Origin of the sequence: Methylotuvimicrobium sp. (assembly GCF_050611805.1) — a bacterium.
GTDB lineage: Bacteria > Pseudomonadota > Gammaproteobacteria > Methylococcales > Methylomonadaceae > Methylotuvimicrobium.
The window spans coordinates 1-23030 of record NZ_JBNGHF010000047.1 but is presented as its reverse complement, the minus strand read 5'-3'; the positions used below and the strand labels follow the sequence as shown (position 1 = coordinate 23030).

At 51.7% G+C, this 23030-nt stretch carries 25 protein-coding genes; all 25 read right to left on the bottom strand.

Annotation, left to right across the window (positions count from 1 at the left end; translation table 11 throughout):
* Position 1 precedes the first annotated feature (1 nt).
* Positions 2-325 carry a PAAR-like protein gene (locus ACRJJO_RS17760; protein ID WP_431066968.1) on the bottom strand — a complete coding sequence of 108 codons (324 nt, stop codon included), beginning with the start codon at positions 323-325 and terminating at the stop codon, positions 2-4.
* A 12-nt stretch (positions 326-337) separates the two neighbouring features.
* Positions 338-880, bottom strand: coding sequence for a phage baseplate assembly protein V (locus tag ACRJJO_RS17755; protein ID WP_431066967.1), 543 nt, complete (start codon positions 878-880; stop codon positions 338-340).
* Positions 877-2016, bottom strand: coding sequence for a hypothetical protein (locus tag ACRJJO_RS17750; protein WP_431066966.1), 1140 nt, complete (start codon positions 2014-2016; stop codon positions 877-879). The genes ACRJJO_RS17755 and ACRJJO_RS17750 overlap by 4 nt, the downstream gene beginning before the upstream one ends.
* Entirely contained in the window at positions 2009-2371 is a 363-nt protein-coding gene (locus tag ACRJJO_RS17745) for a LysM domain-containing protein (protein WP_125219282.1), read from the bottom strand. The genes ACRJJO_RS17750 and ACRJJO_RS17745 overlap by 8 nt, the downstream gene beginning before the upstream one ends.
* The gene (locus ACRJJO_RS17740; protein ID WP_431066965.1) at positions 2368-3027 is read right to left on the bottom strand and encodes a hypothetical protein; all 660 of its coding nucleotides are present in this window, start codon (positions 3025-3027) and stop codon (positions 2368-2370) included. Before ACRJJO_RS17740 ends, ACRJJO_RS17745 begins: the two co-directional genes overlap by 4 nt.
* A gap of 14 nt (positions 3028-3041) precedes the next feature.
* Positions 3042-5537 carry a proprotein convertase P-domain-containing protein gene (locus ACRJJO_RS17735; RefSeq protein ID WP_431066964.1) on the bottom strand — a complete coding sequence of 832 codons (2496 nt, stop codon included), beginning with the start codon at positions 5535-5537 and terminating at the stop codon, positions 3042-3044.
* Between the two features lie 300 nt (positions 5538-5837).
* Complete coding sequence (locus ACRJJO_RS17730; protein WP_431066963.1) at positions 5838-7499, bottom strand: DUF4157 domain-containing protein; 1662 nt, start codon at positions 7497-7499, stop codon at positions 5838-5840.
* 162 nt (positions 7500-7661) lie between these two features.
* Positions 7662-9011 carry a DUF4157 domain-containing protein gene (locus ACRJJO_RS17725; protein WP_431066962.1) on the bottom strand — a complete coding sequence of 450 codons (1350 nt, stop codon included), beginning with the start codon at positions 9009-9011 and terminating at the stop codon, positions 7662-7664.
* Positions 9012-10664 (bottom strand): eCIS core domain-containing protein, encoded by a 1653-nt coding sequence (locus ACRJJO_RS17720; RefSeq protein WP_431066961.1) that lies wholly within the window; start codon positions 10662-10664, stop codon positions 9012-9014. It abuts the gene before it with no gap.
* Positions 10657-10917 (bottom strand): hypothetical protein, encoded by a 261-nt coding sequence (locus ACRJJO_RS17715; RefSeq protein WP_125219275.1) that lies wholly within the window; start codon positions 10915-10917, stop codon positions 10657-10659. Before ACRJJO_RS17715 ends, ACRJJO_RS17720 begins: the two co-directional genes overlap by 8 nt.
* Entirely contained in the window at positions 10914-13001 is a 2088-nt protein-coding gene (locus ACRJJO_RS17710; RefSeq protein WP_431066960.1) for an ATP-binding protein, read from the bottom strand. Before ACRJJO_RS17710 ends, ACRJJO_RS17715 begins: the two co-directional genes overlap by 4 nt.
* A complete protein-coding gene (locus ACRJJO_RS17705; RefSeq protein WP_431066959.1) occupies positions 12998-14224 on the bottom strand; it encodes a DUF4255 domain-containing protein in 1227 nt (408 codons plus the stop codon). Before ACRJJO_RS17705 ends, ACRJJO_RS17710 begins: the two co-directional genes overlap by 4 nt.
* 1 nt (position 14225) lies before the next feature.
* Positions 14226-15203 carry a hypothetical protein gene (locus ACRJJO_RS17700; RefSeq protein WP_431066958.1) on the bottom strand — a complete coding sequence of 326 codons (978 nt, stop codon included), beginning with the start codon at positions 15201-15203 and terminating at the stop codon, positions 14226-14228.
* On the bottom strand, positions 15200-15940 hold the full coding sequence (locus tag ACRJJO_RS17695) for a hypothetical protein (RefSeq protein ID WP_431066957.1): 741 nt from the start codon (positions 15938-15940) through the stop codon (positions 15200-15202). Before ACRJJO_RS17695 ends, ACRJJO_RS17700 begins: the two co-directional genes overlap by 4 nt.
* 16 nt (positions 15941-15956) lie before the next feature.
* Positions 15957-16484 (bottom strand): phage tail protein, encoded by a 528-nt coding sequence (locus tag ACRJJO_RS17690; RefSeq protein WP_431066956.1) that lies wholly within the window; start codon positions 16482-16484, stop codon positions 15957-15959.
* 12 nt (positions 16485-16496) lie between these two features.
* Entirely contained in the window at positions 16497-18071 is a 1575-nt protein-coding gene (locus ACRJJO_RS17685; protein WP_431066955.1) for a phage tail sheath family protein, read from the bottom strand.
* Positions 18072-18597: 526 nt separating this feature from the next.
* Positions 18598-20136 carry a glutamate synthase-related protein gene (locus tag ACRJJO_RS17680; protein WP_431066954.1) on the bottom strand — a complete coding sequence of 513 codons (1539 nt, stop codon included), beginning with the start codon at positions 20134-20136 and terminating at the stop codon, positions 18598-18600.
* Positions 20137-20427: 291 nt separating this feature from the next.
* Positions 20428-21111: a class I SAM-dependent methyltransferase gene (locus ACRJJO_RS17675; protein WP_431066953.1), complete on the bottom strand. Its 684-nt coding sequence runs from the start codon at positions 21109-21111 to the stop codon at positions 20428-20430.
* A gap of 78 nt (positions 21112-21189) precedes the next feature.
* Complete coding sequence (locus ACRJJO_RS17670; RefSeq protein WP_431066952.1) at positions 21190-21411, bottom strand: hypothetical protein; 222 nt, start codon at positions 21409-21411, stop codon at positions 21190-21192.
* 65 nt (positions 21412-21476) lie between these two features.
* Complete coding sequence (locus tag ACRJJO_RS17665; protein ID WP_431066951.1) at positions 21477-21674, bottom strand: BrnT family toxin; 198 nt, start codon at positions 21672-21674, stop codon at positions 21477-21479.
* Positions 21675-21708: 34 nt separating this feature from the next.
* Complete coding sequence (locus ACRJJO_RS17660) at positions 21709-21840, bottom strand: hypothetical protein (protein ID WP_404361431.1); 132 nt, start codon at positions 21838-21840, stop codon at positions 21709-21711.
* An 8-nt stretch (positions 21841-21848) separates the two neighbouring features.
* Positions 21849-22001 carry a hypothetical protein gene (locus ACRJJO_RS17655; RefSeq protein ID WP_431066950.1) on the bottom strand — a complete coding sequence of 51 codons (153 nt, stop codon included), beginning with the start codon at positions 21999-22001 and terminating at the stop codon, positions 21849-21851.
* 100 nt (positions 22002-22101) lie between these two features.
* Positions 22102-22323, bottom strand: a complete 222-nt coding sequence (locus tag ACRJJO_RS17650) for a type II toxin-antitoxin system HicA family toxin (protein WP_431066949.1) — start codon at positions 22321-22323, stop codon at positions 22102-22104.
* A complete protein-coding gene (locus ACRJJO_RS17645) occupies positions 22316-22522 on the bottom strand; it encodes a hypothetical protein (protein ID WP_014148229.1) in 207 nt (68 codons plus the stop codon). The genes ACRJJO_RS17650 and ACRJJO_RS17645 overlap by 8 nt, the downstream gene beginning before the upstream one ends.
* Before the next feature lie 240 nt (positions 22523-22762).
* Positions 22763-22960: a hypothetical protein gene (locus ACRJJO_RS17640; RefSeq protein ID WP_431066948.1), complete on the bottom strand. Its 198-nt coding sequence runs from the start codon at positions 22958-22960 to the stop codon at positions 22763-22765.
* Positions 22961-23030 lie beyond the last annotated feature (70 nt).

The following is a 23030-nucleotide window of genomic DNA, read 5'->3' as shown; positions in this document are numbered from 1 at the left end:
CTTAAATTGCACTGACGCGGGTTTGTGTCGCCGCGATGATCAAAGGGGTGCCCGACGGTGCGCAAACGGCCTGACTGCTTTGCACCAACAGCGGCTGTCCGTTCGAGAACACCCGTGTCGTGCCGCTGAACCATTGCGCCGTGACGCATGGACCATTAGCAGCCGGAGGGGTCGGTAAGGTACAGCCCGCAACTACATAGGGCGTAGTCATCACCACAGTCGGCTGACCGCCGACCGTTACCCGCGGATTCGGTACCGTGGGCGTTGCTTGGCCGGCATGGGCGCAAAACACTTGCGCGCCGACATGAACTAAAAATCCCGGCATGATTCCACCTCCTCACATGACGACCAAGGCGCCGTTGTTGATCGTGACGGTCGGTCCGGCCATGACCAGACTGGCGCCCTTGCCGTTTTGAATATAAATACCCGAGTCGTTGACGACGATCGTCGCGCCACTGGTGCTTTTCAACACGATCCCGCCGCTGATCGGTGTAGGAGCGGAATCGCTGATGATCAGCGTGTTTTGAGCCGTAGTCTGCATGACGATGTTTTGTCCCGGCGGTATCGGCGGGGGCGCTAAAGCCAAGGCCGGAACCTCCGCCGCTACGCCCCAAAATCCGCCGACCCAGATCGGGTAATCCGGGTCGCCCTGCTCGAACTCGATCCAAACGCCCGCGCCGATTTGCGGCACCATGAACACGCCTTGCTGTTTTCCCGCCATCGGTACGCAAGGCATTGCCCAACTGGAAGGCGTCAATCCCAATACATCGGGCACCATCGCCATGATCCGCCCGCGTTGCTCCGGATCGATGTTGTTGATTACGGTACCTCGATATTTACCGTAATAGCGGGCCTCCGTGTTTTGGTTTTGCTCGTTCATGGCATCACCTTCGGAATCGTGGAAATCAGGCCGTTACGGCTCAATTCGAAACTTTGCTTGTACTCGCCCCGCTTGATCTTATGCGTGACGCCGATCACGTAATGCAAGCCGTCGAAAGCCGGCCCCGCGCCGCGCACGCCGACCAATTGCCGCGCCTTCAACACCCGTCCGTAACGCAAGACATTCAGTTCGCCGCTTCCGGTAACCGCCTCGGCCCATTTGGCGGCCGTCGCCAAGCCGATCATGATCGCCTGGGGAATCGAGCGTTTGGATAAATCGTCGCGTACCGGTTTCAAATCGCCGATGCTGGTCGGCAACGGCGGAACGAGCCCCAGCGGCGGATTCAAAGGCGTGATCGGCGGCAGCGGAATCGGAAACACGACCTTAGTCAGTTCGTTATAGATGAACACCGTCGGAATCTTGTTTTTTTGATTATCGAATTGGAAACTCAGGCTCTCGACGTTGGTATGCGCATCCATGTCGACATTCAGCGCCGGTTGCGGAATACCGATCTTGATTTGCGGCCCCCAGTAGGCAACGTTCATTCCGGGTTTCGGACCGGGATCGATATAAAAGACATAGCCGACCCGATCCGCCAACGCGTTGATATAGGCCAGATCGGTTCCCCGCTGACCGGGTATGTTGCCGGTCGGCAACGGCACGTCGACCAAGATGCTGGGTATCACCATCGGCAAGACGCCCAAAATCGCATACTTGGCCAACAGCAAGAGCACACGGGCTTCCGCAGGCGTCGCCGGAAACGGAAAGCCGCTGAAATCCTGCTGATTCATCAAGGCCGTCAAATCCTCGCCGGTGATCGTCAGCGTCGATTGCGAACCGTTACTTCCCGGCTTGATTTGGTGATGAGTAATGACGCCGTCCATGATCACTTCCGACCTGCCGCTCAAGGTCACGACGATGACCACACGCATGAACAACAGCGGTTTGCCTCCGCTCAACAAAAACAGTATCTGCAACGGCGATTTGTTGCTCAGGCCGAACGAAATTTGAAACGCGCTCGGGCCCTTGTCCTTGACGGTCACTTCGATGCTGTCCAAATGCTCCATCACGACTCGCGTAGCCGGAATCGGCACGACCGGCCCTATCATCAGCGACAAATGGACATCCTTAAGCATCGGGCACCCCCGGAATGCCTTCAGGCAGAGTAATACGCAGTCTTCGTCCGATTCTTTCGGTCAGTTCGTCGGGACGCATCGCCCGATTGGCGTCGCAGAGTTGCCAAAATTGCTCCGGATCGCCCAGATAATGCGCGGTGATGTTATCGAGCCGTTCGCCTTCGGTCACGACATGTTCCTGCAACAGCTCGAACCGTTCCGGTTGCGGCACGAATCGCCGCTGGAGATAAATGACCTTTTTACCGTCCGACGTTTCCCGTATTTTGGTCTGAATACCGTGATAGCGGCTGGTTGCAGGAAACAGGGCGTTACCGAAAACGCCGGCTTGCAACATGGCTGACAAAGGATCGTTCATGATATGCCCTCTATGCCGAAATGAGTGAGCGAGCCGCCCTGAAATTGCGCGGACAGTTGTTCCTTGTTTTGCAGATAAGTCATGAACAGACTGCCGCCTTTATGATCGAAACCGAGATCGTCGACGCTCAGAACCCGCATGCCCAGACTGACTTTCGCGCGAATCGGATTCAATGCCGGATCGAAGGCTTCTTCGGTAATACTGAACTCGGTCAGCCTTACCGGCAGGATGCGGTTTTTACTCCAGACGAACAACAGTAACGGAGATTCCATCGGCGCGATTTCAAGAGTCCCGGAACTCGCCAGAGCGTTATTGCTGTTGAGCTTTGCGCTGGTCGGATAGACCGTGGTTTCCAGGGCGGCCAATTGGGCATGCAGGCCCAACCGGGCGACATTTTGATTCTGCTCGGGAAACTCCAACTGATCCGCCGCATCGATCTCGGCATCCAGCTTGATCGTTTCCACCGGCTGGCCTTTCAGACGCAACGCTTCGGAACGGTCCCCGCCTTCGCCGCCGACCGCCTGCACCTGCAGACTGCGGGTCAGCGTATCCGGATTGTATTGCAACGCAATGATACGCAATACCGCACTGGTGCTAGGGTTGAGCAGCACGATACCGCCTTTGATCAATTTTGGGGAACCGGGAAACGTGGTCATTCGATGCTCTCCGGTTACATTGCGGTCAAATGCAAGGCCCAGCGGTTTAGCTTGCCTTGATCGGCGCGGGCGCGGTCCATGACTTTGAGTTGCCAGTCTCCCTGTATCATCGTTCCCCGAAGCGCTTGTAAACCGGCGGTATTCGACAACGAATAAGTCTTGATAATATTATCCGCCGACCCGCCGCTGCGGTTATGCAATAAGACCGATGTACTATCGGGTGCTCGCAGTTCGACGATCAAATCGCCGATATAGGTGTGCGTGATATCGATATCCACGTCGATGTTATCCAGACGACCCGTTTCGACGACGTTCAAGGACCGTGAGATACCGGCAGCCGAATTATCGGGAATGATCATACCCGGATTATCGGAAACGCTAACCGAGACCTGTCGATGCCCATTTAATTGCAGCGACCAACTCGTCAATCTGCCGCGATCGGCTCTCGCCAAATCCTGGACATGAAGGACCCAGCCGCCTTCGGACGATTGCCCGGACAGGCCATGTAATCCGGGGGTCGAAAGAACGGTGAATTCCCGATTCAAATCATTGGCGCTTCCGCCGGCCCGATCATGGAGTATGACGGCAATGCCGAAGGGGGATACCAGACTGACGCGCAAGTCGCCGATATAGGTATGGACAATATCCACGCGAATGCTGACATCGCGGATAGAGAAACTGTCCGAACAGGTAATTTTGTCCTTGATGCCGGTGGCGTTATTGTCGGGAATACTTTTGTTCGGCGAGGACGTGTCTTGAAAACTCAGTTCGCCCGCGGGCTCCCTTAGTTTCAAAGCTTCGGCAACAGCCGCTTCGGCATCGACCCGGCCGTGACCGAACCATGGACTCCAACTACCGTCCGCATCGCCGTTATCGACAAAATCGCCCTTGTCGAAAGGCGCAACCGGCGAGACATCCCAACCGGTATCGGGATCGAAATTGGCCGGCGGAGTTTTAGGATAAGCACTGAAATCGATGTCTTTCGAGGCGGTTCGTTTCAGAATCGAAATGACGTCCAACGCACTCAAGCTAGAATTCGCCGATATGGTCAACGCCGCAATGCCGGCCACCAACGGTGTTGCGCTCGACGTACCGCCGAAGCCGGAGGTCACGCTACCGGCCTGACCGGTCGTCGTGGTGATTCCGAGACCGCGCACGGTCATTCTGTAATAGGTATGGACATTATTGGTAGGCGCGCAAAGCATAATCCCCGGACCGTAGTTGGAATAGTGGCTTCGCATCGCGTTACTGGCCAGAGCCGCCACATGCATGATGCCGGGAATGCCGACCAGATTGTTTCGGAAAAACCGGGTTTTCTTGACACCCACCCAAACCAAGGCACCACCCTGAACCTCGACGCCATGATCGTAGGGAACGTCTTGATTGCCGGTATGGTTGATCGGGCAATTTTCGTTACCGGCCGCCCATAAAAAGACGATGCCTTTGCCCCGGCGCCCGCCGGTTTGAGCCAAGGTCTTGAGCCGATTAATGACCGGTTGCGCCCATTCGCTCCTTGGCACACCGCCCCAGGAATTGGACATCACTTCTACCTTATCGGAGATATAGTTCAGAACGGTCAGCAATTTGGAATCACTGATGAATAAAGACGGACCCGACGACTCCCATTGAATGGGTAGCAACCTGCAACCCGGCGCCGCGCCGACCGTCAACAAAGCATCGACTTCCGCACCTATCACGCCGCAGCACGAAGTCCCGTGATTAGAACCCGGTTTGTACATTTGGCCCGGTACCGCATCGATATCGGCGGAAGTGATCAATCGCTCCCCCCGCAGATAACCCCAACCGGCGAATTTACTCTCTGAGTCGAAATCGCCGTGGTCCAGCTTGCAGCCATCATCGGAAACCGCAATCACGACCTCTTCGTTTCCGAAATGGCTCAAGAGATTCCAGGCCTTTTCGCATCGGCTCGAAGAACGGGAATCGAAGTCGGCATGGTTTAACCGGGTATGGAGATGCCATTGTTTCGGATATTCGGGGTCGGCGGGAATCGCCAATGCATAAGTCGTCATACGTTGGTTCAAGTCATGCTCCGCCGCTTCGACCAATGGTTCTTCCTCGGTCAATTTCACCACTAATTTGACCGGATTCATGCCGGTATGATTGGTCAGTTGAAACAGATAGTCCCTATCGCTGTATGCCTCTTTTTTTATCAACCCGTAACGTCCGGCAAACGCATCGACCTGTTCGTCGGCAAGCGCTTCCTTGAAGGTCACGAAAACCCGGTCCGTAATCAAAAACTCATTCCCGGACTCGGCCTCGTAATAGGCATGATGAGTCGGCGCCACGGACCGGCTCCTTGCCATCAAAGCTTCCAAATTCGTCTCGCTGGTATTGATACGCGTCGATGACGGTGAAACCTGTTCGGATGACACGATAGTTGCATCATCCAAATTCTCGGGTACCTCTCTGATGACCATTTGATCGGGGCTTTTTTCCAGCTCGACTTTATGGCCGCAGCGGTAGGTGTAGGTTTTTGATTTTTTGTTCATTTGATTACCCTCAATTCAACGGCTACATCACTCATATCTGTTTGCTCTGGCTCATGCTTATTCGCTGCATGTATTGCACGTTGGTTAGGATTTCGTGATAAATAACGTCCTGGAACCCTCCTTAAAATAGGGACGTTATTTACGACCAAATCCTTAGTCCATCCGACAAGAGACGAATATCGAAAAGCTACTGGATAACCAAGCCTTAGCCATTCATCCTTCTTATTTATTAAACGTGCCTAGTGAATACCCTTGGGTCAAAACCTGCCTTTGCCAGATGATGAGTCTAAAGTATAAGGCTCATCGCTTTTTCAACCGCCATTTTCCCCCATTACTTGCTGAAGCGCCTATCCCCCAGGTACCGGCAAGATTTTGTTCATCGACGGACGACCATATTCCCTTGCCGGAACTTTTTCGCAATTCCCATTCGAAATCAATCTTGATACCACTGACGGGTGTGGCGGACACCGGTGTAGGCGGGGCACTTCTAGGATCGATTCCGGACACGGCCGTAGTTATATGGGTAATCTTCCCGTTTTTGATTTTTTCTTTGTTGGGTTTAGCCGCACCTGCAGGCCACTGATTGGTCCCGGTCAAGCTACCCCCGGCTGTGGCTTTGAGATCCAATTCAGCTTTGATCGGTGACGAAGTCCCCCCGCCGGACGTAAAATGTCCATCCCATAAGCCGGTCAAGAGATTGCTCCAAATGATGCTGCCTTCTCCAGATTCATAGAAGCTTGGGTTTGTAGTCTCGTTCCAATCTTTAGTGAGGTAGTTACTTACACTGAACTTGTACTTGCCGGGATCAGCCTCAAGGTCTTCATAGAACTTTTTTCCAGCAAGATTGGCAGCCTTATCGGCGTTGGAGAAAACACCCGTCACACCGAGCCCTTGAATTGGGCTTATTTCCAGAAAACTCCCCACATCATTCAACATTGCTGCAGTTGCTCCCGCTTTAGAAAGCTGGAAATAAAAAAATCCTTCCTCAAAAAAATGTCCGAATTTATCCGCTCCGGTACAAATACCTTTGACATTGGCGGCAGGACCAACGACTTTTACCGCGCCGAGAGTGTGAAGGTTATAGAACTTATTTACATTACTGACTCCCGCGAACTTCGTTCCCGAAAGATTCTGAGCCGGGTCGGTTCTTTTACTGGCAGGCAACCCTTGAATAAATTTCTCGATTGACCCCACCAACTTTCCACCCACGCGGCCAGCCACATCTTTCAGAAAATCCGCAACAACCAATGGGGTAGGAGCAGATGTCCTTGCAGCCGCAATCTCGGAATTCACCTTTGCATCGATGTCAGGCGCAATATCCGTAAGACCGGTACAAGAACGGTCATCCACTTCTGCACGTTGAATGATTTCAGAATGCTTGCTCCCGTTCTGCTGAATAACATGGGTGAGTTCATGTGAAAGTAATCGCCGTCCCTGGTAAGTCCCCGGTGAATACTGGCCAGAACCAAATATAATATTATTCCCCACCGTGTAGGCATGGGCATTAATTTCACGGGCGGATTGCTCGGCAACAGCACCCAAATGCACGCGTACCTGAGAAAAATCCTGACCAAATCGCGATTCCATGTCTTGCCGTAACGCCGGTTGCAATGGCGCACCGGTACCGGCAAGCACACGATCGACACTGGCGGGCACGGTATACTCGGCCTCGGCTGCCTGCCCCGCCAAGCGTTGTATGCGTAGAGGCGAGCTGTTAAAAGCGGAATGCGCGGGCTTTGTCAGCACTCGCTCAGCAACCCGATCCGCTTCCTGTTCCAGCGGATCATGGCTTGCGCCGATGGCAAGCTTTAGTTGCAGGCGACGATTTTGCTTTGTACATTCGACACACTCTCCGCCTGCAACCGTATGATTGCCGCAAGCACACTTGCGCTGAAGTATTCCGTGTGCGGAAGGTAAAAAAATTGCTGCTCCGGCTTGCTGAGCAACTGTCGCTTTATTCATAACCGAGTCTCCCATACACCGATTGTGGGGTTTGCATCGAATTATTGCCGACCAATCGAATGACTTTGATCAAGTGCAACGTAAACGCCGTATATAACTAGCCGTTCTATATGCAAATTAAGTTTCATTTAGGCTCCGTCTCGCTTAAAACCAGTATTGACGTCAGTTTCGGGTAACTTTTCCAGTACAATCCTTGCCGCTCTTTTTCAGTTCGAAGATGATCTCATGCTCTTCCGCAAGTTGCCCTCCCACTTCAATCTCCTGGTCGACAATCTCGGTACAGCCATTCCCCTGGAGATTAAGGGTTGGTCCGCAGAGAGTGAGAGTATCCGTACACCCGCTTAACTTGCCGCCGGATCCGATCACACAAGGCTTGGGAGCCGGCCAGACATAACCGGGAGGTGTGCAGCCCTGATCTCCCTTGACTACTTCGGATACCTTGAGTCCATCTAATTTGGGGCATTTTCTGCCAATAGCGCTTACCGAAGTGATGTCATAAACTAACGACACACCACAGAGAGGCTCGGGCGGGTTTTTCCCATGTTCGTTTTTATAAACCGTATCGCAATCCACGTTCCGTGGTTTTGAATAAACGACGGTATATGCACACCCCCTGCTATTCTCCATACTTTTTATACGCGGACTCTTGGCGCCGGCAGTCGCTCCGGTGAAGACCGGGTTCGTGGGAGCGGAGGGAACGGAAGTCTCCGGTATAATTTCCTCTCCCAACACCTCCCGACGGCAAAATTCAGCGCTTCCAGGCCCCATGATCCGAATGCAATCAAGCAAATTAGTAGCCTCACGGTAGGGCAGAGTTCCACCAACGTCTTGAAATAATTGGTTGTCATAATTTGCGGGAGATCGTTGAACGGCAAGAGGCGACGAACCCCATCCGCCATATCTTTGCCCATCACGAATTCCCTCTACGCCCGACTGCTGCACCACATGGGTCAGTTCATGGGCCATTAGCTTCCGTCCCTCGTGTGTTCCGGGTACGTACCGGCCCGGACTGAATACAATATCGAAACCCACTGTATAGGCATCAGCATTCACCTCTTGTGCGGATTGCCCGGCTAGCGCACCGGAATGAGTACGTACGCGGGAAAAATCGTAGCCAAACCGTTGTTCCATGTCATTCCTTAACCCTGATTCCAAAGGGCTTCCGGGTTCGGCAAGAGCCTGCCCCACGCTGACGGGCACTGTATCCATCCGGCCGGATGGTTGCCCCGTTAAGCGTTGAATACGCATTACCGAGCTATTGGCAACTGAACGCACCAGTGTTGCCGACAGCTGATCGGAAACCCGGCTAGCTTCCTTTTCCAGCGGATCGTCACTAGATCTAATAGCAAAATTCCTTTGTAAACTGCTCTTTTGTTTCGCGTATTTCTCACATTCCCCGTTGACGATCGCACGATTACCACAAGCGCATTTCTGTTGCATCACGCCTCTTGAAACCGGCCTGGATAAGGGGTTGTCCTGCTTTAGCTGATGTTGCGCTTTCTCCCTCATCATCTAGAAATTTCCTATATTCAACTTCTGAGAGAACCCCGACTGCAATGGTGAATCAATCTGAAGTGGTGTACTAGAGAGATTGCTGATCGGCGGACAGAGTGAATTAAATTCAATTTCGACTCTTCGGTTCCGTGCGGAATATTTTTCGCCGGATTCCGTATCAACCGGATTGTTTTCTCCTTCCGAACGTGAAAAAAGTAGCGGTGGAAATCCATTGAAATTTATTTTTATTAGTTCAAGTTGCAGCAGAAACTTAACGTAATCGGCCCTTCTTTGTCCAAGATCAAAATTATGTTCTTCCGTCCCCGGTTTATCCGCGAATCCGATAATTGTTATCATGCTGGATGGACAGAATTCCAAATATTGAAGAATCCGCTTTTTGATTTTTTCGAAATGAAGGGTCTGCCGGCTATTGAGAACGGATTCATCTATGTTGTAATCATCAATCACGCCTAAAGAAAATTTAATGCTGAATGGCTGAGGAGGCGGTTTGGGTTTAGGCGGATTGACACACATTCCGTTGATCACATCTAAAGGGGGCATACAGCATTTTCCCAATGCGTCTTTTTTGCCGGGCGGCATGCAAATGGTGCTGAAATCAATTGCCGATGCTTTCTCGCATTTGAAATCAGTAGTTACATACTCATCACCTTTGCAGCAAACAGGTATATTGTTGGGAGCGAATTTATCCTTTGGACAACAGGTCATTTCACTTTCAATACTTCCTCTACAGCACATTCCTTTGTACGTGGAAGATGTGCCTTCATGATATCCGGACACGGCATCGCATTTGCTTACTGAAGGGGCTTCTCTACCGGTAACCGCTGTAATGATTGCTTCGCCGGCCTTTTTCAAGCCTTCTTTATATTCGGAATCGATTGGCGCGAGATCAATTATCTTGTCAAGAACGGCTTTAGTGATCGTTTCGGGCGCTTTGTCAATTTCCTCCAGTATTTTATCGCGTGCTGCTTTTGGCAATTTTTGAAAGAGATCGTTTTTATCAAGTGCTTTGCCGATTTCACTAGATGGACCTTGATCTTTTTCCGGCTGCCTTTGAATTTTGGGTGAACTATTCCCGGTTTGCTGGACCACATGCGACAGTTCGTGGGCAAGTAAACGTCGTCCTGTGTGTGTTTGCGGTGCGAATTGACCGGCTCCGAAGACAATATTACGTCCGACCGTGTAAGCCTGGTCATTGACTTCTCGTGCCGATTGCTCGGCGACGCCGCCAAGATGTACTCGTACCTGAGAAAAATCATGATCAAATCGTGATTCCATGTCTTTACGCAAAGCTGCATCCATGAGGCTTCCAGAGCAGCCTAGAACCTGATCTAGAATGTCCGGAACGTCCTCCGTTTGTTCAAATGGCGGTCCTGTATAGCGTTGGATACTTGACGTTGCTCTACTTACGACGGGATTAGCGGGCGTATTCAATACCTGTTCGGCAATCTGATCGGCTTCCCTTTCCAGCGGGTCATTGATTGTACCCATGCGAAGCTTTCGTTGAAAACCGGTCCTTTTTTTCGCACACTCCTCACACTCTTCACCGGCAATACTTTGCTTTCCACAGGCACATTTGCGCTGTAGTATGCCCTGAAAAGGTGCTAAAAAACGTTCCGATTTCGCCAAAGGTACAACGGCTGTTTTATTCATCACCGATGCCTCCATAGACCGATTGAGCGATTTGCTTGCCGAGTTGCGCGGGCTTGTTGCCCTCATTTATTTGAATGCCGTTTGCGGACACGCGCGACAAGTTAGTACCCTGAGCCAGGCTAGGCGAAAGTCCGCCTTCCGCAAGCATCCGGGCAAGTTCGCTCGCTACGATACTTTGTAACAAATGTTGCTGAGCGGGTACTATATCGACACCGTCCAAAATTAGCCGTTCGATATGCAAATTGATGTTCATTTGACCTCCGCCTGATCCAGCCAGCGGAAATCCGATTCTTTGGCGGGCTTTTCCATTTTTTTGAATTCGGTACGAGCCGCATTCAAGATTAACGGCATCGTCACCCGGGCATTCTCTTCTTGGGCAGCCAGGAATGCCGCGTTCAACGCCACGTTCTGGATGCTGCCGCCGGTCAAGTTGAGCGCGGCCAGGCGACGGTAGTCCAAAGCCGGATCGACCGGCGTGGCGGGCGGAAACACTCTTTTCCAGATTTGCTTGCGTTCCTCAATGCCGGGAAACGGAAAATCGACGATGAACCGCAAGCGCCGCATGAAGGCCTTGTCCAGCGCGCCTTTCATATTGGTCGCCAGTATCGCCAGGCCCCGATAGGCCTCCATGCGCTGCAGTAAATAATTGATTTCGATGTTGGCGTAGCGATCGTGACTGTCCTTGACTTCGCTGCGTTTGCCGAACAGCGCGTCGGCTTCGTCGAAGAACAGGATCGCTCCGCTGTCTTCGGCGGAATCGAACAGCTTGCGCAGGTTCTTTTCAGTTTCGCCGATGTATTTGCTGACGACCGCCGAGAGATCGATGCGAAACAGGTCGAGTTGCAATTCATTGGCGATCACCTCGGCCGCCATCGTCTTGCCGGTACCGCTTTCCCCGGTAAAAAGCGCATTGATCCCCAAGCCTCGATTCAGTTTGCTTCGAAAGCCCCAATCGTCGTAAACTCGATTACGCCGGTTGACTTGATCGGTAATTTGCCGAAGCAAGGACTTGAGATCCAACGGAAGAATTAAATCATCCCAGTGAGATTTCGCATCGATGCGTTGCGCCAACTGCTCCATGCCTTCGCGCGCGGCGACGCGGCATGACTCCCATAGATTGAATTCCGAGGGTGCTCCGGCTTGTTCCGATGAGGCATGGGCTAGACTACGGATCTCATGTTGGTCGAATGAAAATTGTCCGGCCAACCGTTTGGAAAGATCTCCGGCCTGCGCCTGCAAGACTTCGTCCCACATCCTTTCCTGTTCGGCCGGCGTCGGTTTGCCGACTTCGATCGTGATCCGCTCGCGGAGAGTTTCGGTCTTGGCGTCTGCAAGATCGATGAAAACCAAACCGCTGCAGCGTTCGATGAAGCGCTTGAGCAGCGTTCGATCCGACTCGGCGGCGCCATCGATAGCGAGATACAAGGCCAGCGGCATCAGCAACGATTCACGTTGCCACAGCCGGATGAAGGTTTCGAAATCACCGGTTTGTCCAGGTATGCTTTTAAGGTCCATTGCTTGCAAATTCAAGCCCAGTAACGTTGCCGATCGTGCGGCGATGAGCCGTTTACTCGCCGAATCGTGTCCCAATAGTTCGATCATCGGCGGAAGCTCGAAGCCGTTCGTCTGCTTCAGTCGGGCCACGATGCGATCGACTGTCTGCTGCTGCGATGGCGGCAAATTGTCATCGATCTTTTGAATGCCGATCGGATCGAGTAACGGCGTCAACCGGTCGTCCAGATAATTGAGCCCTTTCAGATAATTGACGATACGTTCGTCGGCGATCAGCGCCGCGCCGGTCAAAGGCATCGCGCCGGGTTGGTTGATTTCGAGCAACCTCCAGTAACGCAGCGGACCGTGAGGCGACAAGGCGTTCCAGTCCGGCTCGTCGAACAAGGCAAATGCCAGTGCAAATGTCGGATAAGGTTTGTTGAGATCACCCTGCGCTTTCGCGCACAGTCCGGGGATTCGCGTATCTAACGCCATTGCCGCGCAAAGCGCCAATACCGATCGGTCGAATTTCGACAAGCCCAAATTATTGGCCAACAAAATCAACGCAGGCGAAGGGGCGTTGGTTTCCAAGTCGGTCATTTCCTGAAGAACCCGATCGATCGAATCTTTTTCCGACATCGATTCGTCAAGCGCCGTATTGCTCGAAGCCGTTTGCTTCGGAAGTCCGAACCATCCCGACTTTGCCCTGCTCGGCTCATCCGAAGAAACCGCTTTCGTCTTCCCTTCGGTGGATCGGGCTAGACGTTCCAAACGCAGGCGAAGCCAAGCGACGGTCGCGGCTAGATGCTTGTCGTTGATTTCAACCCAGTCGGCTTGATCGTTCATGTGATGCTTACCTTTTGGTTATCGGTGAATTGTGGCGTAGCACCTGAAAAATCCACCGGAATGCTGTCGACGCCGTCGACTCTGAGACGAACGACATAAGGCGTTTCCCGTGAGGCGGCATTTTGGATCGTGAACGTCAGTTCGGTTCTAGCCTCCGGATCAACAGGCGTAACGATTGCATCGGCCGGTACGATGCGGTCGCTGAACAACAGCACGACTTGCTGACTGTCCAAAATTTGCGGCAGGCATTCTATCGTCAACTCGACATCCCCTGCCGGAGCACTGGCCGGATCGATCGTCTCAATGCGTGGTGACAATGGCAAAAACAATGTATTGCTGCTCCACTGAGGAATTCCAGGTCTTTGCTGCATGAGCGAGACGGCGTAAAACCCTGCCGGCCATTTTGAACCCGCTTCAACATCGTCCGTAACGGAAGGCAGCTGAACCGTCATTTCGGTTTCCGTAGGATTAGGCAGCGGCTGAAGCTCGATCGGCTCATGCAACAAGGGATGCTGCAGACGCACCGTTGTGTTGTCGGCAGTCAAATGTTCACCCAGTAATACGATGCTATCGCCCAATTCGGCGCTCGGTTTTTGATTCGAAAACCGAAAGCCTGAAAGAGAGGCCGAAGGAGCCGCTATGATATGCCCGCCCCGGTCTTCCTCGCCTCGTTTCAGAACAGGCAAAGGCGCACGGCCGGTGCGTGTGCTTTCGATCAAGACCGCGGAAACCTCGTAACCGGTGGAAAGCCGGTATTCGGCCGATTGAAAACTGGTCCACAGCTTGGACATATCGTCCAACGACAAAGCATCATGCGTGATACGGATACGCTCGATTTGACGTTGGAGATCGGAATCCGGGCTAATGCCTTCGATGTCTCCGCGGCTCAGCAGCGGACGATCGTGAAAAAAGCTCATGGCTTGTCCCATCAATACTTGAGCCGAAATATCGTCATCGTTGTCGCCGTAGGCCGTTATCAAATATTTCAAGACCAAAGGCATCGGCGGATAGGCATGTTCGCCGTTTCGGGCCGATCCCGGCAGCGGCGCATTGCTGAAAGCCGAATTGTAATGCACGCCGTATAGAAAAAGATTGAGTTGCGCGCCGGTTAAACCATTGCGAGCGGTGCTCGGCGGCTTCGTCGTCACGTTCGCGCCAAGCTCGTTGGTCAGTAAATAATGCATCGTTGCCGTGACGGTTGCCAACGCGGACGAACTGCTCATGCTAGCGCCTCCTTTCCCTGAGTTTCAGGTAATCGTCGAGACTCATCACGCCGCTCGGTTTGTTAATCCTGACCTTAGACTGTTTCACCGAATCGGCCGGTGAAGCTTTCACTTCGATTCGGCCTATCGTGACGTTTACGATCGGCTCGGTTTTCGTGTTGCCGTTGAGAGCCTGCAAACGACCACTAAGATCGTCCCGCATTTCTTCTAACCACTCTGGAATTTGCAATAATCCGGATTGATGCATTTTTTCCTGCTCCGGCAGACTGCTTATGCTCGGAATATTGAATACAGGCTCTTTAGGTAAAATATTCCCATCCGGTACGTTCTTCTCAGGTCGTCGACTTATCTCAAGCTCAGACACAGCGCGATCGGGTGTCCTACGGTTTATCGATTGCAGGGAGCTTTTTTCGCCGGACTGATGCGGTTGCTGGCGATGCAAGGTTTGCAATATCGCTTGAATGCGATGATTTATATCGTCGTTTGTTGACCATTGCCTATGATTTGCCTGGCCGTTGTTTTCAGAAGTCGTTTCATCGATTTCACTTGGTTCGACAGATTGGTTGTCCGCAGTCCTCGACGTGTCCTGACCGTATAACTGTCGTTGTAGCTTTGAAGTTAACGCTTCGATTCGTGAGTTCAAATCGTCAAGGCGCGGGGCATAATCGGAAGCTATTGCCGGTTTATCGTTGTTTGGCTGCACAGAATCTTGTGCCTGTCTGTCCATCTTCCGGATGTCCGTGGTCAATAAAGATTCCGCACTTGGATCATGCCGGTTCGTATCCGACCTAACGTCAGTATCCGACCGACGCGACACCGAAAATTCAGAACCCGTTTCGAGCGTACTCGATGCAAAAGTATCCGATCCCGTATCGTTCTCGAACCTCGCTTTCGGACGCGGTTGTACCTTGTGCACGGACTCTCGGCCGGCGGTGCGTTCCTGGTGACGATCGATCAAAGTTCGCAAAAAGGTGCTCATGTTCCCAGCATCCCCAAATAGAGTTGCCGACGAACCGGGCTGAGTTCGAGAATGTCCCGCTCGCTCCACCCATAACCCGAAGCCAATCGGTGCACCGTTTGCAGCATGTGTTCCGCCCAGTCGTTGAGCTCAGACCAAAGCAAGCCGGCAATGTCGAACAGAGCATCCCAACTATACTCACACGCGGGACATTTCAAGCCGATCCGGATTTCCGCCTGCGGATCGAGCAATTCGATCTGTTGAATGAGTGCATCGATGACAGAATCGGGCAATCGTTCGACGGTTAAGCATTCGCCGAATCGCTCGATGTTAAGCACGCAGCGGGTCAATAATTGCCGCTGCGCGCTTTCGGTCTCCGGATTGCCGATGACGGCAGCGATATCCAAGCTGTTCGGCAATCGAACACATAGCTTGTATTCGTCAACGTCGATAGTAAACCGGTCGGTGTTTGCTTGATTCACATCTTGCGGTATCAATAAGTCGGAAACCCGGTTGACCCATTCGATTCGTTCCGAACAAGCCGGACATACCGAGGTATTGACCAGTTGAGGACCGAACAGTCTTTCGCGCAATCGCAATAAATGACGATCGCGCCGGCCTATACTCATGCCGGTAAGTTCTTCGGGTTCGCTTTCCGGCAACGCCACGGCCAATAAGATGAGTGCCCTTTGCAATAGCGGTTGACTCAAGCCTTGCTCCCAAACAGTCAATAATTCCATAGCATTCAGACTTCTCACGATATCAGCTCCGATTTTAGCCTTCCGGCTCGGTAAACTCAGGCTCGACCGGTTCGGCCACTTCGTAATCCCGCTCCCAGCCTTCGTTTTCGAGTTTCAATGTCTGAATCGCTACGGCATTCGCATTGGCATCCAAATCCGGCAAGGCTTGAAATTCGGAAACCCAGCAGCGATAGACCTTGTAGGCAATCGCCAATTGACCGGCTTCGTTATAGACCTCGATGATGACGTCTTTTCGAAAGTCTTTGAGCGAAACTTCCGCGCCTAAACCGGAACCGAAATTCCAAACTTTGTTGGCCCACTTTTCGAATTCGGTATCGTGGGTGACTCCGCGCTCCAACGTGATCGCTTCGTATTTAGTTCTTCCCGGCGACTTGCGCGAGGTACTCGGATCGCCGCCCTCTCGATGTTCGACCAACTCGGTACTGCGTTTGAGCGCGCCGACCTTGCTGACGCCGGCGACGAATTTGCCGTCCCATTTGACGCGGAATTTGAAGTTTTTATAAGGATCGAATCGTTGCGGATTGACGCTGAACTGTGCCATGACAGACCTCCTTTAAACTTCAAGTTCGCCAGCGATCTGCTGGAGTTTGATGATGACGAATTCGGCCGGTTTCAGCGGTGCGAAACCGACGACGATATTGACGATGCCGCGGTCGATATCGTTTTGCGTCGTCGTTTCGTTATCGCACTTGACGAAGTAAGCCTGGCGGGGCGTCGTCCCTTGGAATGCACCCTGACGGAAAAGATTGTGCATGAATGCGCCGACATTCAGCCGAATCTGCGCCCATAGAGGCTCGTCGTTCGGTTCGAAAACCACCCATTGCGTGCCTCTGAACAAGGTTTCCTCGATGAACAGCGCGAGTCTGCGCACCGGAATGTACTTGTATTCGTCGGCGAGTATGTCCGCTCCGCGCAAGGTGCGCGCGCCCCATACGATTCGGCCGATGATGGGAAACGACCTGAGACAATTGATGCCCAACGGATTCAATTCGCCGTTTTCGGCATCGTTCAACTTGACGGACAGCTCGGGTACGCCGCGAAGTGTCGATTCGATCCCTGCCGGCGCTTTCCAGACGCCGCGCTGCGTATCGGTGCGCGCCATCACGCCGGCAACCGCGCCGCACGGTACGAACTCTTCGATTTGATTGTCGCGTAACGGGTTGGGTTGCTTGAGGCGTGGAAAGAACAGAGCCGCGTTTTTGCTTTTCGTGCCGACTTCATCGAGGCCCGATTTAGCGGCGTCCTTATCACTCCAATCGCTCGGTGAATCGATCAGTAACATCGCGCGTTCTTCCTCGCAGAGCGCAATCGCCGCATCGACCAGTCCTTCCGGGTAGTCCGGAGTTTCACCCTCCGGCGGTAGACATAGCAGATTGAACAGATCGGCTTGTTTCAGTAGATAAAGCCCTTGCTTGGCATCGCTCATGCCAGCGCCGATGTAATCTCCGATTTCGAGTGGAGCGCTATCGGAAGCCTCGGTGGTTACCGTGTAATTCGTTTCCGGATCGTTATCGCCGAAAGGATCCTCGCCGGATTGCGGGGGATCGCTGGCCTCCGGCCGGCCTTCCGGCAAGTCGCCGCTGACTCGCACGAGCTTGGATTGATTGTCCAAAACCTTGTCGATTTGCCTGGGGCCAGGCTTTACAGAAACATTCAGATACTGCTCAGTGACGCCGGTTTTGGTGTCGCGAACGGTTAGATTGAAAAGGTCCTCTTCTTCCAAGCCCTGTGCCGTCGCCACTACGGAAGAAACATTGTGATCGACCCGTGCCCGCAGATAATTTCCCCATGCGCCTTTATAAGCCGCTTCCAGTATTAAAGTATCGGCCGTCAGTATCGCATTCGAGGCAGCGTCGTCTTCCTCATGATACAAACGGCCAATAATGGCCTGACTACCGCCGTTGATAAAAAAATCTCTAACCGCAAAACTCATCGAACTATTGAGATCAAGCCCGCCGAAGATTCTTTCATAATCGGGAAAACTGTTGATGACTTTGGCCTCGTTATCGGGTCCGCGCTTCGCTCGTCCGATAAAAGCCGTGATCGATGTTGCGACACCGGTAATGGTTCTGACGCCGCTGGGTATTTCTTCAATGTAGACGCCGGGATAAGTAAGTGTTACAGGCATATCGATTCCCCTCTAAAAATATTATCTAGGACTTTTTTACTCGGCCACTTCGAAACATGCCGCTATTCAACCCTTTTCGCTTCATTGAACAGATATGACATTGATATTAAGGACGCCGATCAAGAGGCTGAAAAAACAATCGTTGAAAAAATTTGCGAATAGGAACTACAACGGTTTTTAAAAGCAATGCATGGAACATGCCACTTCCGCTCTACCGATAATAAATATAACCCATTGGTATATTGATGTTATTAATTAGATGGGAATTGAGATTTGACTGACTGTAACAATAAGCTGTTACAGTCAGCGGCCTATGGATTTGCACAATTGTCAAATTAATACAATCAATTAGAAACAGTAAACAGCCAATGTTACAGTTTGTTACAGACTAGTCTTGGGTGTTACATTATCGAATGACAGCGATTATCATTTTGAAGATAACGAATAAGGTTAGATTGTATAAGCCCCCTGTGTCAGGGCGATACTGTAGCGCCTTGTTGGGTCATTTGGAAAGAAGACGACTCCGTCAGAATTTACAGGCGCCACCATAGGCGACACCGGAAAGCTCGGCCATGTCCTTCTTCCACGTAGTCAGGTCATCCACGCAAAAGTCGGAAAGGCGCTCGTGGCCGCAAGCGCGAGCCATCACTTGCATCAATGCCACCGAACTGGTGAGGAAGCGTTGCAAACGTTGCGCCGCCACATCCACTTGCAACCGTGTGCGCAACTGCGGGTCTTGCGTCGCCACGCCACTGGGGCAGTGGTTGGTATGACAGATGCGCGCCGCGATGCAGCCGATCGCCTGCATCGCGCTGTTGGCAAGGGCGATGCCGTCGGCCCCCAGACACAAGGCCTTGATGAAGTCCGGCGGGGTACGCAGGCCGCCGGTAATGATCAAGGTGACATCCCCGCGCTCGCTGCGGTCAAGATGACGCCGCGCACGGGCCAGGGCGGGAATCGTCGGCACCGAAATATGGTCGCGGAACAGCAAAGGTGCCGCGCCCGTGCCGCCACCGCGACCATCCAGAATGATGTAGTCGGCGCCCGCCTCGAGCGCGAAGTCGATGTCTTTCTCGATGTGCTGTGCCGACATCTTGAAGCCAATCGGAATGCCGCCCGACACCTCGCGTACACGGGCCGCAAAATTGGCGAAGTCCGCCGGTGTCTTGAGGTTTTCGAAGGCCGCTGGTGAAATGGCATCCTGCCCTGCGGGCAGATGTCGAACCGCGGCGATCCGCTCGGTCACCTTGGCCGCCGGCAAGTGGCCGCCGGTGCCCGTCTTGGCCGCCTGCCCCGCCTTGAAGTGAAACGCCTGAACCTTCGCCAGCAAGCTTTCTTCATAACCAAACTGGGCGGATGCCAACTCGTAGAAATAGCGAGAGTTGGCCTGTTGCGCTTCTTTCAACATGCCGCCCTCACCCGAGGCGATTCCGGTTCCGGCCAGCTCCGCGCCCTTGGCCAGCGACAACTTGGCCTCCTCGGACAGCGCGCCGAAACTCATGTCCGAGACAAGCAGCGGCATCTTCAGGCGTAGCGGCTTGTTTGCATTCGGCCCGATCACGAGTTCCGTCGCCACGGGCGCATCATCCATCCGCGGCGTGCGGTCAAGCTGGGCAGTCAGAATCTGGATGTCGTCCCATGAAGGCAGGCGTTCACGCGGTACGCCCATCGCATCCACGGGGCCATCGCGCCCAACCACCTTGAGGCCACTCTTGGCCATCGCGTGGATGTACTCGAGTGTCGGCTCTTCCTCGGTGTTTTTCGGCGCCGGTTCCTTGTCCTTGTCGCTGCTGCGGTCGGGCACAGCCAGCTCGGTGACGTCCTTGGGCAGCGTCGCATGCGTACCATCACAAAACGGCGCACTACCCGTTTGCTTGCAGCGGCACAACCACGCGTCCTGTTCTTCCTCCACTACAAAAGAAATCGGAGTAATCCCTGTTCCGGCGTGGGAACCGTCACAAAAAGGTTGGTTTTTCGAGCGTCCACACTGACACCAGTGGTACTCCTTATCCGCCTCCAAGGTCACCTCAATGGATGATCGTGCCGCAATCTTTGCCTTATCCATACTACCCTCCGTACTCCACCGTCCTCAGTAATGCACGTTTACAGTGCTACTTACCTACCCAACGACCAAAATAACGAGCCACAAATGATAAGCGATGAGTTATCCAAGTGGCATTAATGTTAATAAAAAAATGACCATTAAAAAACATACCGCTTATTTGTGGTCGCTGTTGATTTTTTTGTTATGACGAAAACCCTCTGTGTCAGGATAGTTGTCGCCTCTAAAATTTTATAGAGGTAAAAAATGCAAACCCGTTATAGTGAAGAATTTAAAGCGAGTTCGAGCGCCATGTTAGACGGGCTTGACCACCAACATTTCATTGCCGCCCCGCTGAAACTCGTAAGGTACGCGCTTAATTTCAACCACGAAGCCATGGTTTGCAAGATGTTTGGTCACAAAATGGAGATGGGTTGATGAAGCACCGTCGAGGGTAAGCATTGGAAATACGCGCACTTCGCGAGCTACACGCAACATTTCTTGAAGCGCCTGAAGATGAAACTCTGCCGACAAATGCGCACTGTACAAAAACAAAAAATGGGACGACAAGGCGATGTCGAACTTTCCATTTTCAAAAGGCAGCGATGGTAACTCCCCTGGGATGTATCGACCTTCGTATTTTCCCGCATCGAAGTCTGCGAGGAATATTTCCATCGCAGACATGCGAAGACTACCAAGCTGCTCTATCGACGGAATGGCTTCCCAGACGTAATCGTCTTGGTTCTTGCGCATTTGTGCCATAACGGTTTCATTCGTTTCGGAAATGCGGCCTCTGATCTGTTCTGCCTCAAAAACGTAGATTGGATCTACCGAGACGATATTCCCACCTTGTTTGGTCAGTACCGTATTGAATGCCGCTGGGCCATCACCACAGCCAAGAATGCGAAGTCCAAGATCGACCTCCGAAAGGCCAAACATGCTGACGTATTCTTCATAAGAACGTCCCCACGGTACAACTTTTTCGAGCGTAAATCCCATTGATGGCCTGCCTGTCTAACGATAAGGGAAACTTGACCGCAAAAAGCAGAGCGACAATAGGAGCGGCGCTTTTTGCGGTCAAGTTGATCCTTTGGTTAGGTTTTTGCCTATTTCCTGCCCAGCAATTTCCACTAGCAAGCGTAAGGCATGATTTACCGACTCAGAATCTTTAAAAACCTTGGCCACATCTTTATCTAAAAAAATTACATTACTACCCTGTCTATATGATTTATGATGCTTGCCCCGCACGCCTTTTGAAAAATCATATTCAGTACGCATTTCATCAGTTGTTGTATTCATAATGTTTCCGCTCATGATTTGTCGCTTGCCTAGCGCTTATGATACGAATAATATTTTCTCGCTTCTCAGTATACTGAGACCACTAGAAGATTTCCCAGTTCTGATTTACCAATACTAAGAAATCGATATTCCCCATTTGAGTGGTTAGGATCATCAATTGTGATTTCCAAAGGGTCACCAAAAACGGTTGATGCTTCAGAAAAACTTACACCATGCTTTTTCAGATTATTTTCTGCTTTATTTTGATCCCACTCGAATTCCATAAGCTATTAATTGCTCGAAAACTACTATTCAATTCTACCTGATACTTAAAACCGTATCCTTGCTAGAGGAGCCATTATTTTCATAATAAAAATCATCAATAGATTCCGCTGTCAATCCCTTCACATACGGGCCATTCCAATTATTATAGCCATATGGTCTTGTAATTAATGCTTCTAAACCTTCTCCGGATGATGGGTATCGTCCAGTCGGAACATATCTAATGCGTTTTGCAGATCTTCTTTTTGAATTTGTTTTGTTTTTAATTTAGTCTCATTAATTTTGGTCTGTATATTTTCATTTATGTCACCTAACACTTTTAAAGACATTAGAATTCCTTACGAAATTTTTTTTAAATGAAGTGGATATGAAAAAACCTAACGCCAAGCTCAGCGGCGTAGCGTTAGCGGAATCGGCTGGAGCGCATGTTTAAGCATGTAGCGCCTCAACGAATTCATCTACTGAAATACCAGCCTGTTTCAGAACTCCACTCAATGTGCCAGTTTTTAGTTCGGCGTGATTTGGCACGACGCAACCCGAGGGCCCGCGCCGCATCACGATATGGCTACCACGCTGCCGTGCAACCACGAATCCCAACCGCTGCAAAACCCTTACAACCTCCGCTCCCGACACGACCGGGAGTTTAGGCATGTTCCGGTACTTGAAATGAGGTCAGCAAAGGGCGTCCCGCGACGATAAGAGGAAATTCTTCAAGATAAAGCTCGGTTGCCTCACGCAAATTGGTCAATGCTTCCTCAACGGTTTCCCCTTGTGTAGTTGTGCCGGTTTCCGGATTGAAGGCGACATACCCCCCTTCGGGGGTTGGCGTTAAAACTGCTGAGAGTTCCATAGATTTTCTCCGTTAATGATGCGGGGGGATTGAAGAGCCTAAAGGCAAGAAAAACTTACCTCAATGGCCAAGGTGAATTCGATTATAAATAACTGACGCTATTTTGCTCAATTTTTATATCCTTACGCTTTTAAAGTTCATTGATAATTGCGTCGATAACCGCCTCTGAAATGCCTCCCTGAAATTGAAACATTGACTTAATTGAATTGGCCAACGTCTTTTTCTTGCTCGGTCTCAATTTTAAAAGGGCCTTTCAACAACGTATCCTATGGTGTCAATTTCGTCAAACGCCTGTGTTGTAATGATTTTGGAACTTTTTGTAGTAACTTCTGATTCTGATCGATTTTGCGGGTTTGCATTCTCTTCTTCCTTTCTTGCTGCCTGTATTAACAACTGAGCAAGGCGCAGTTTATCCCTATAACTAACGGTAAATGTCAACGTAGTTGTCGCATTAGTTGAAAATTAATGAACGCTAATGTCGGTATTTTTTACCGCATTATCGATCGGT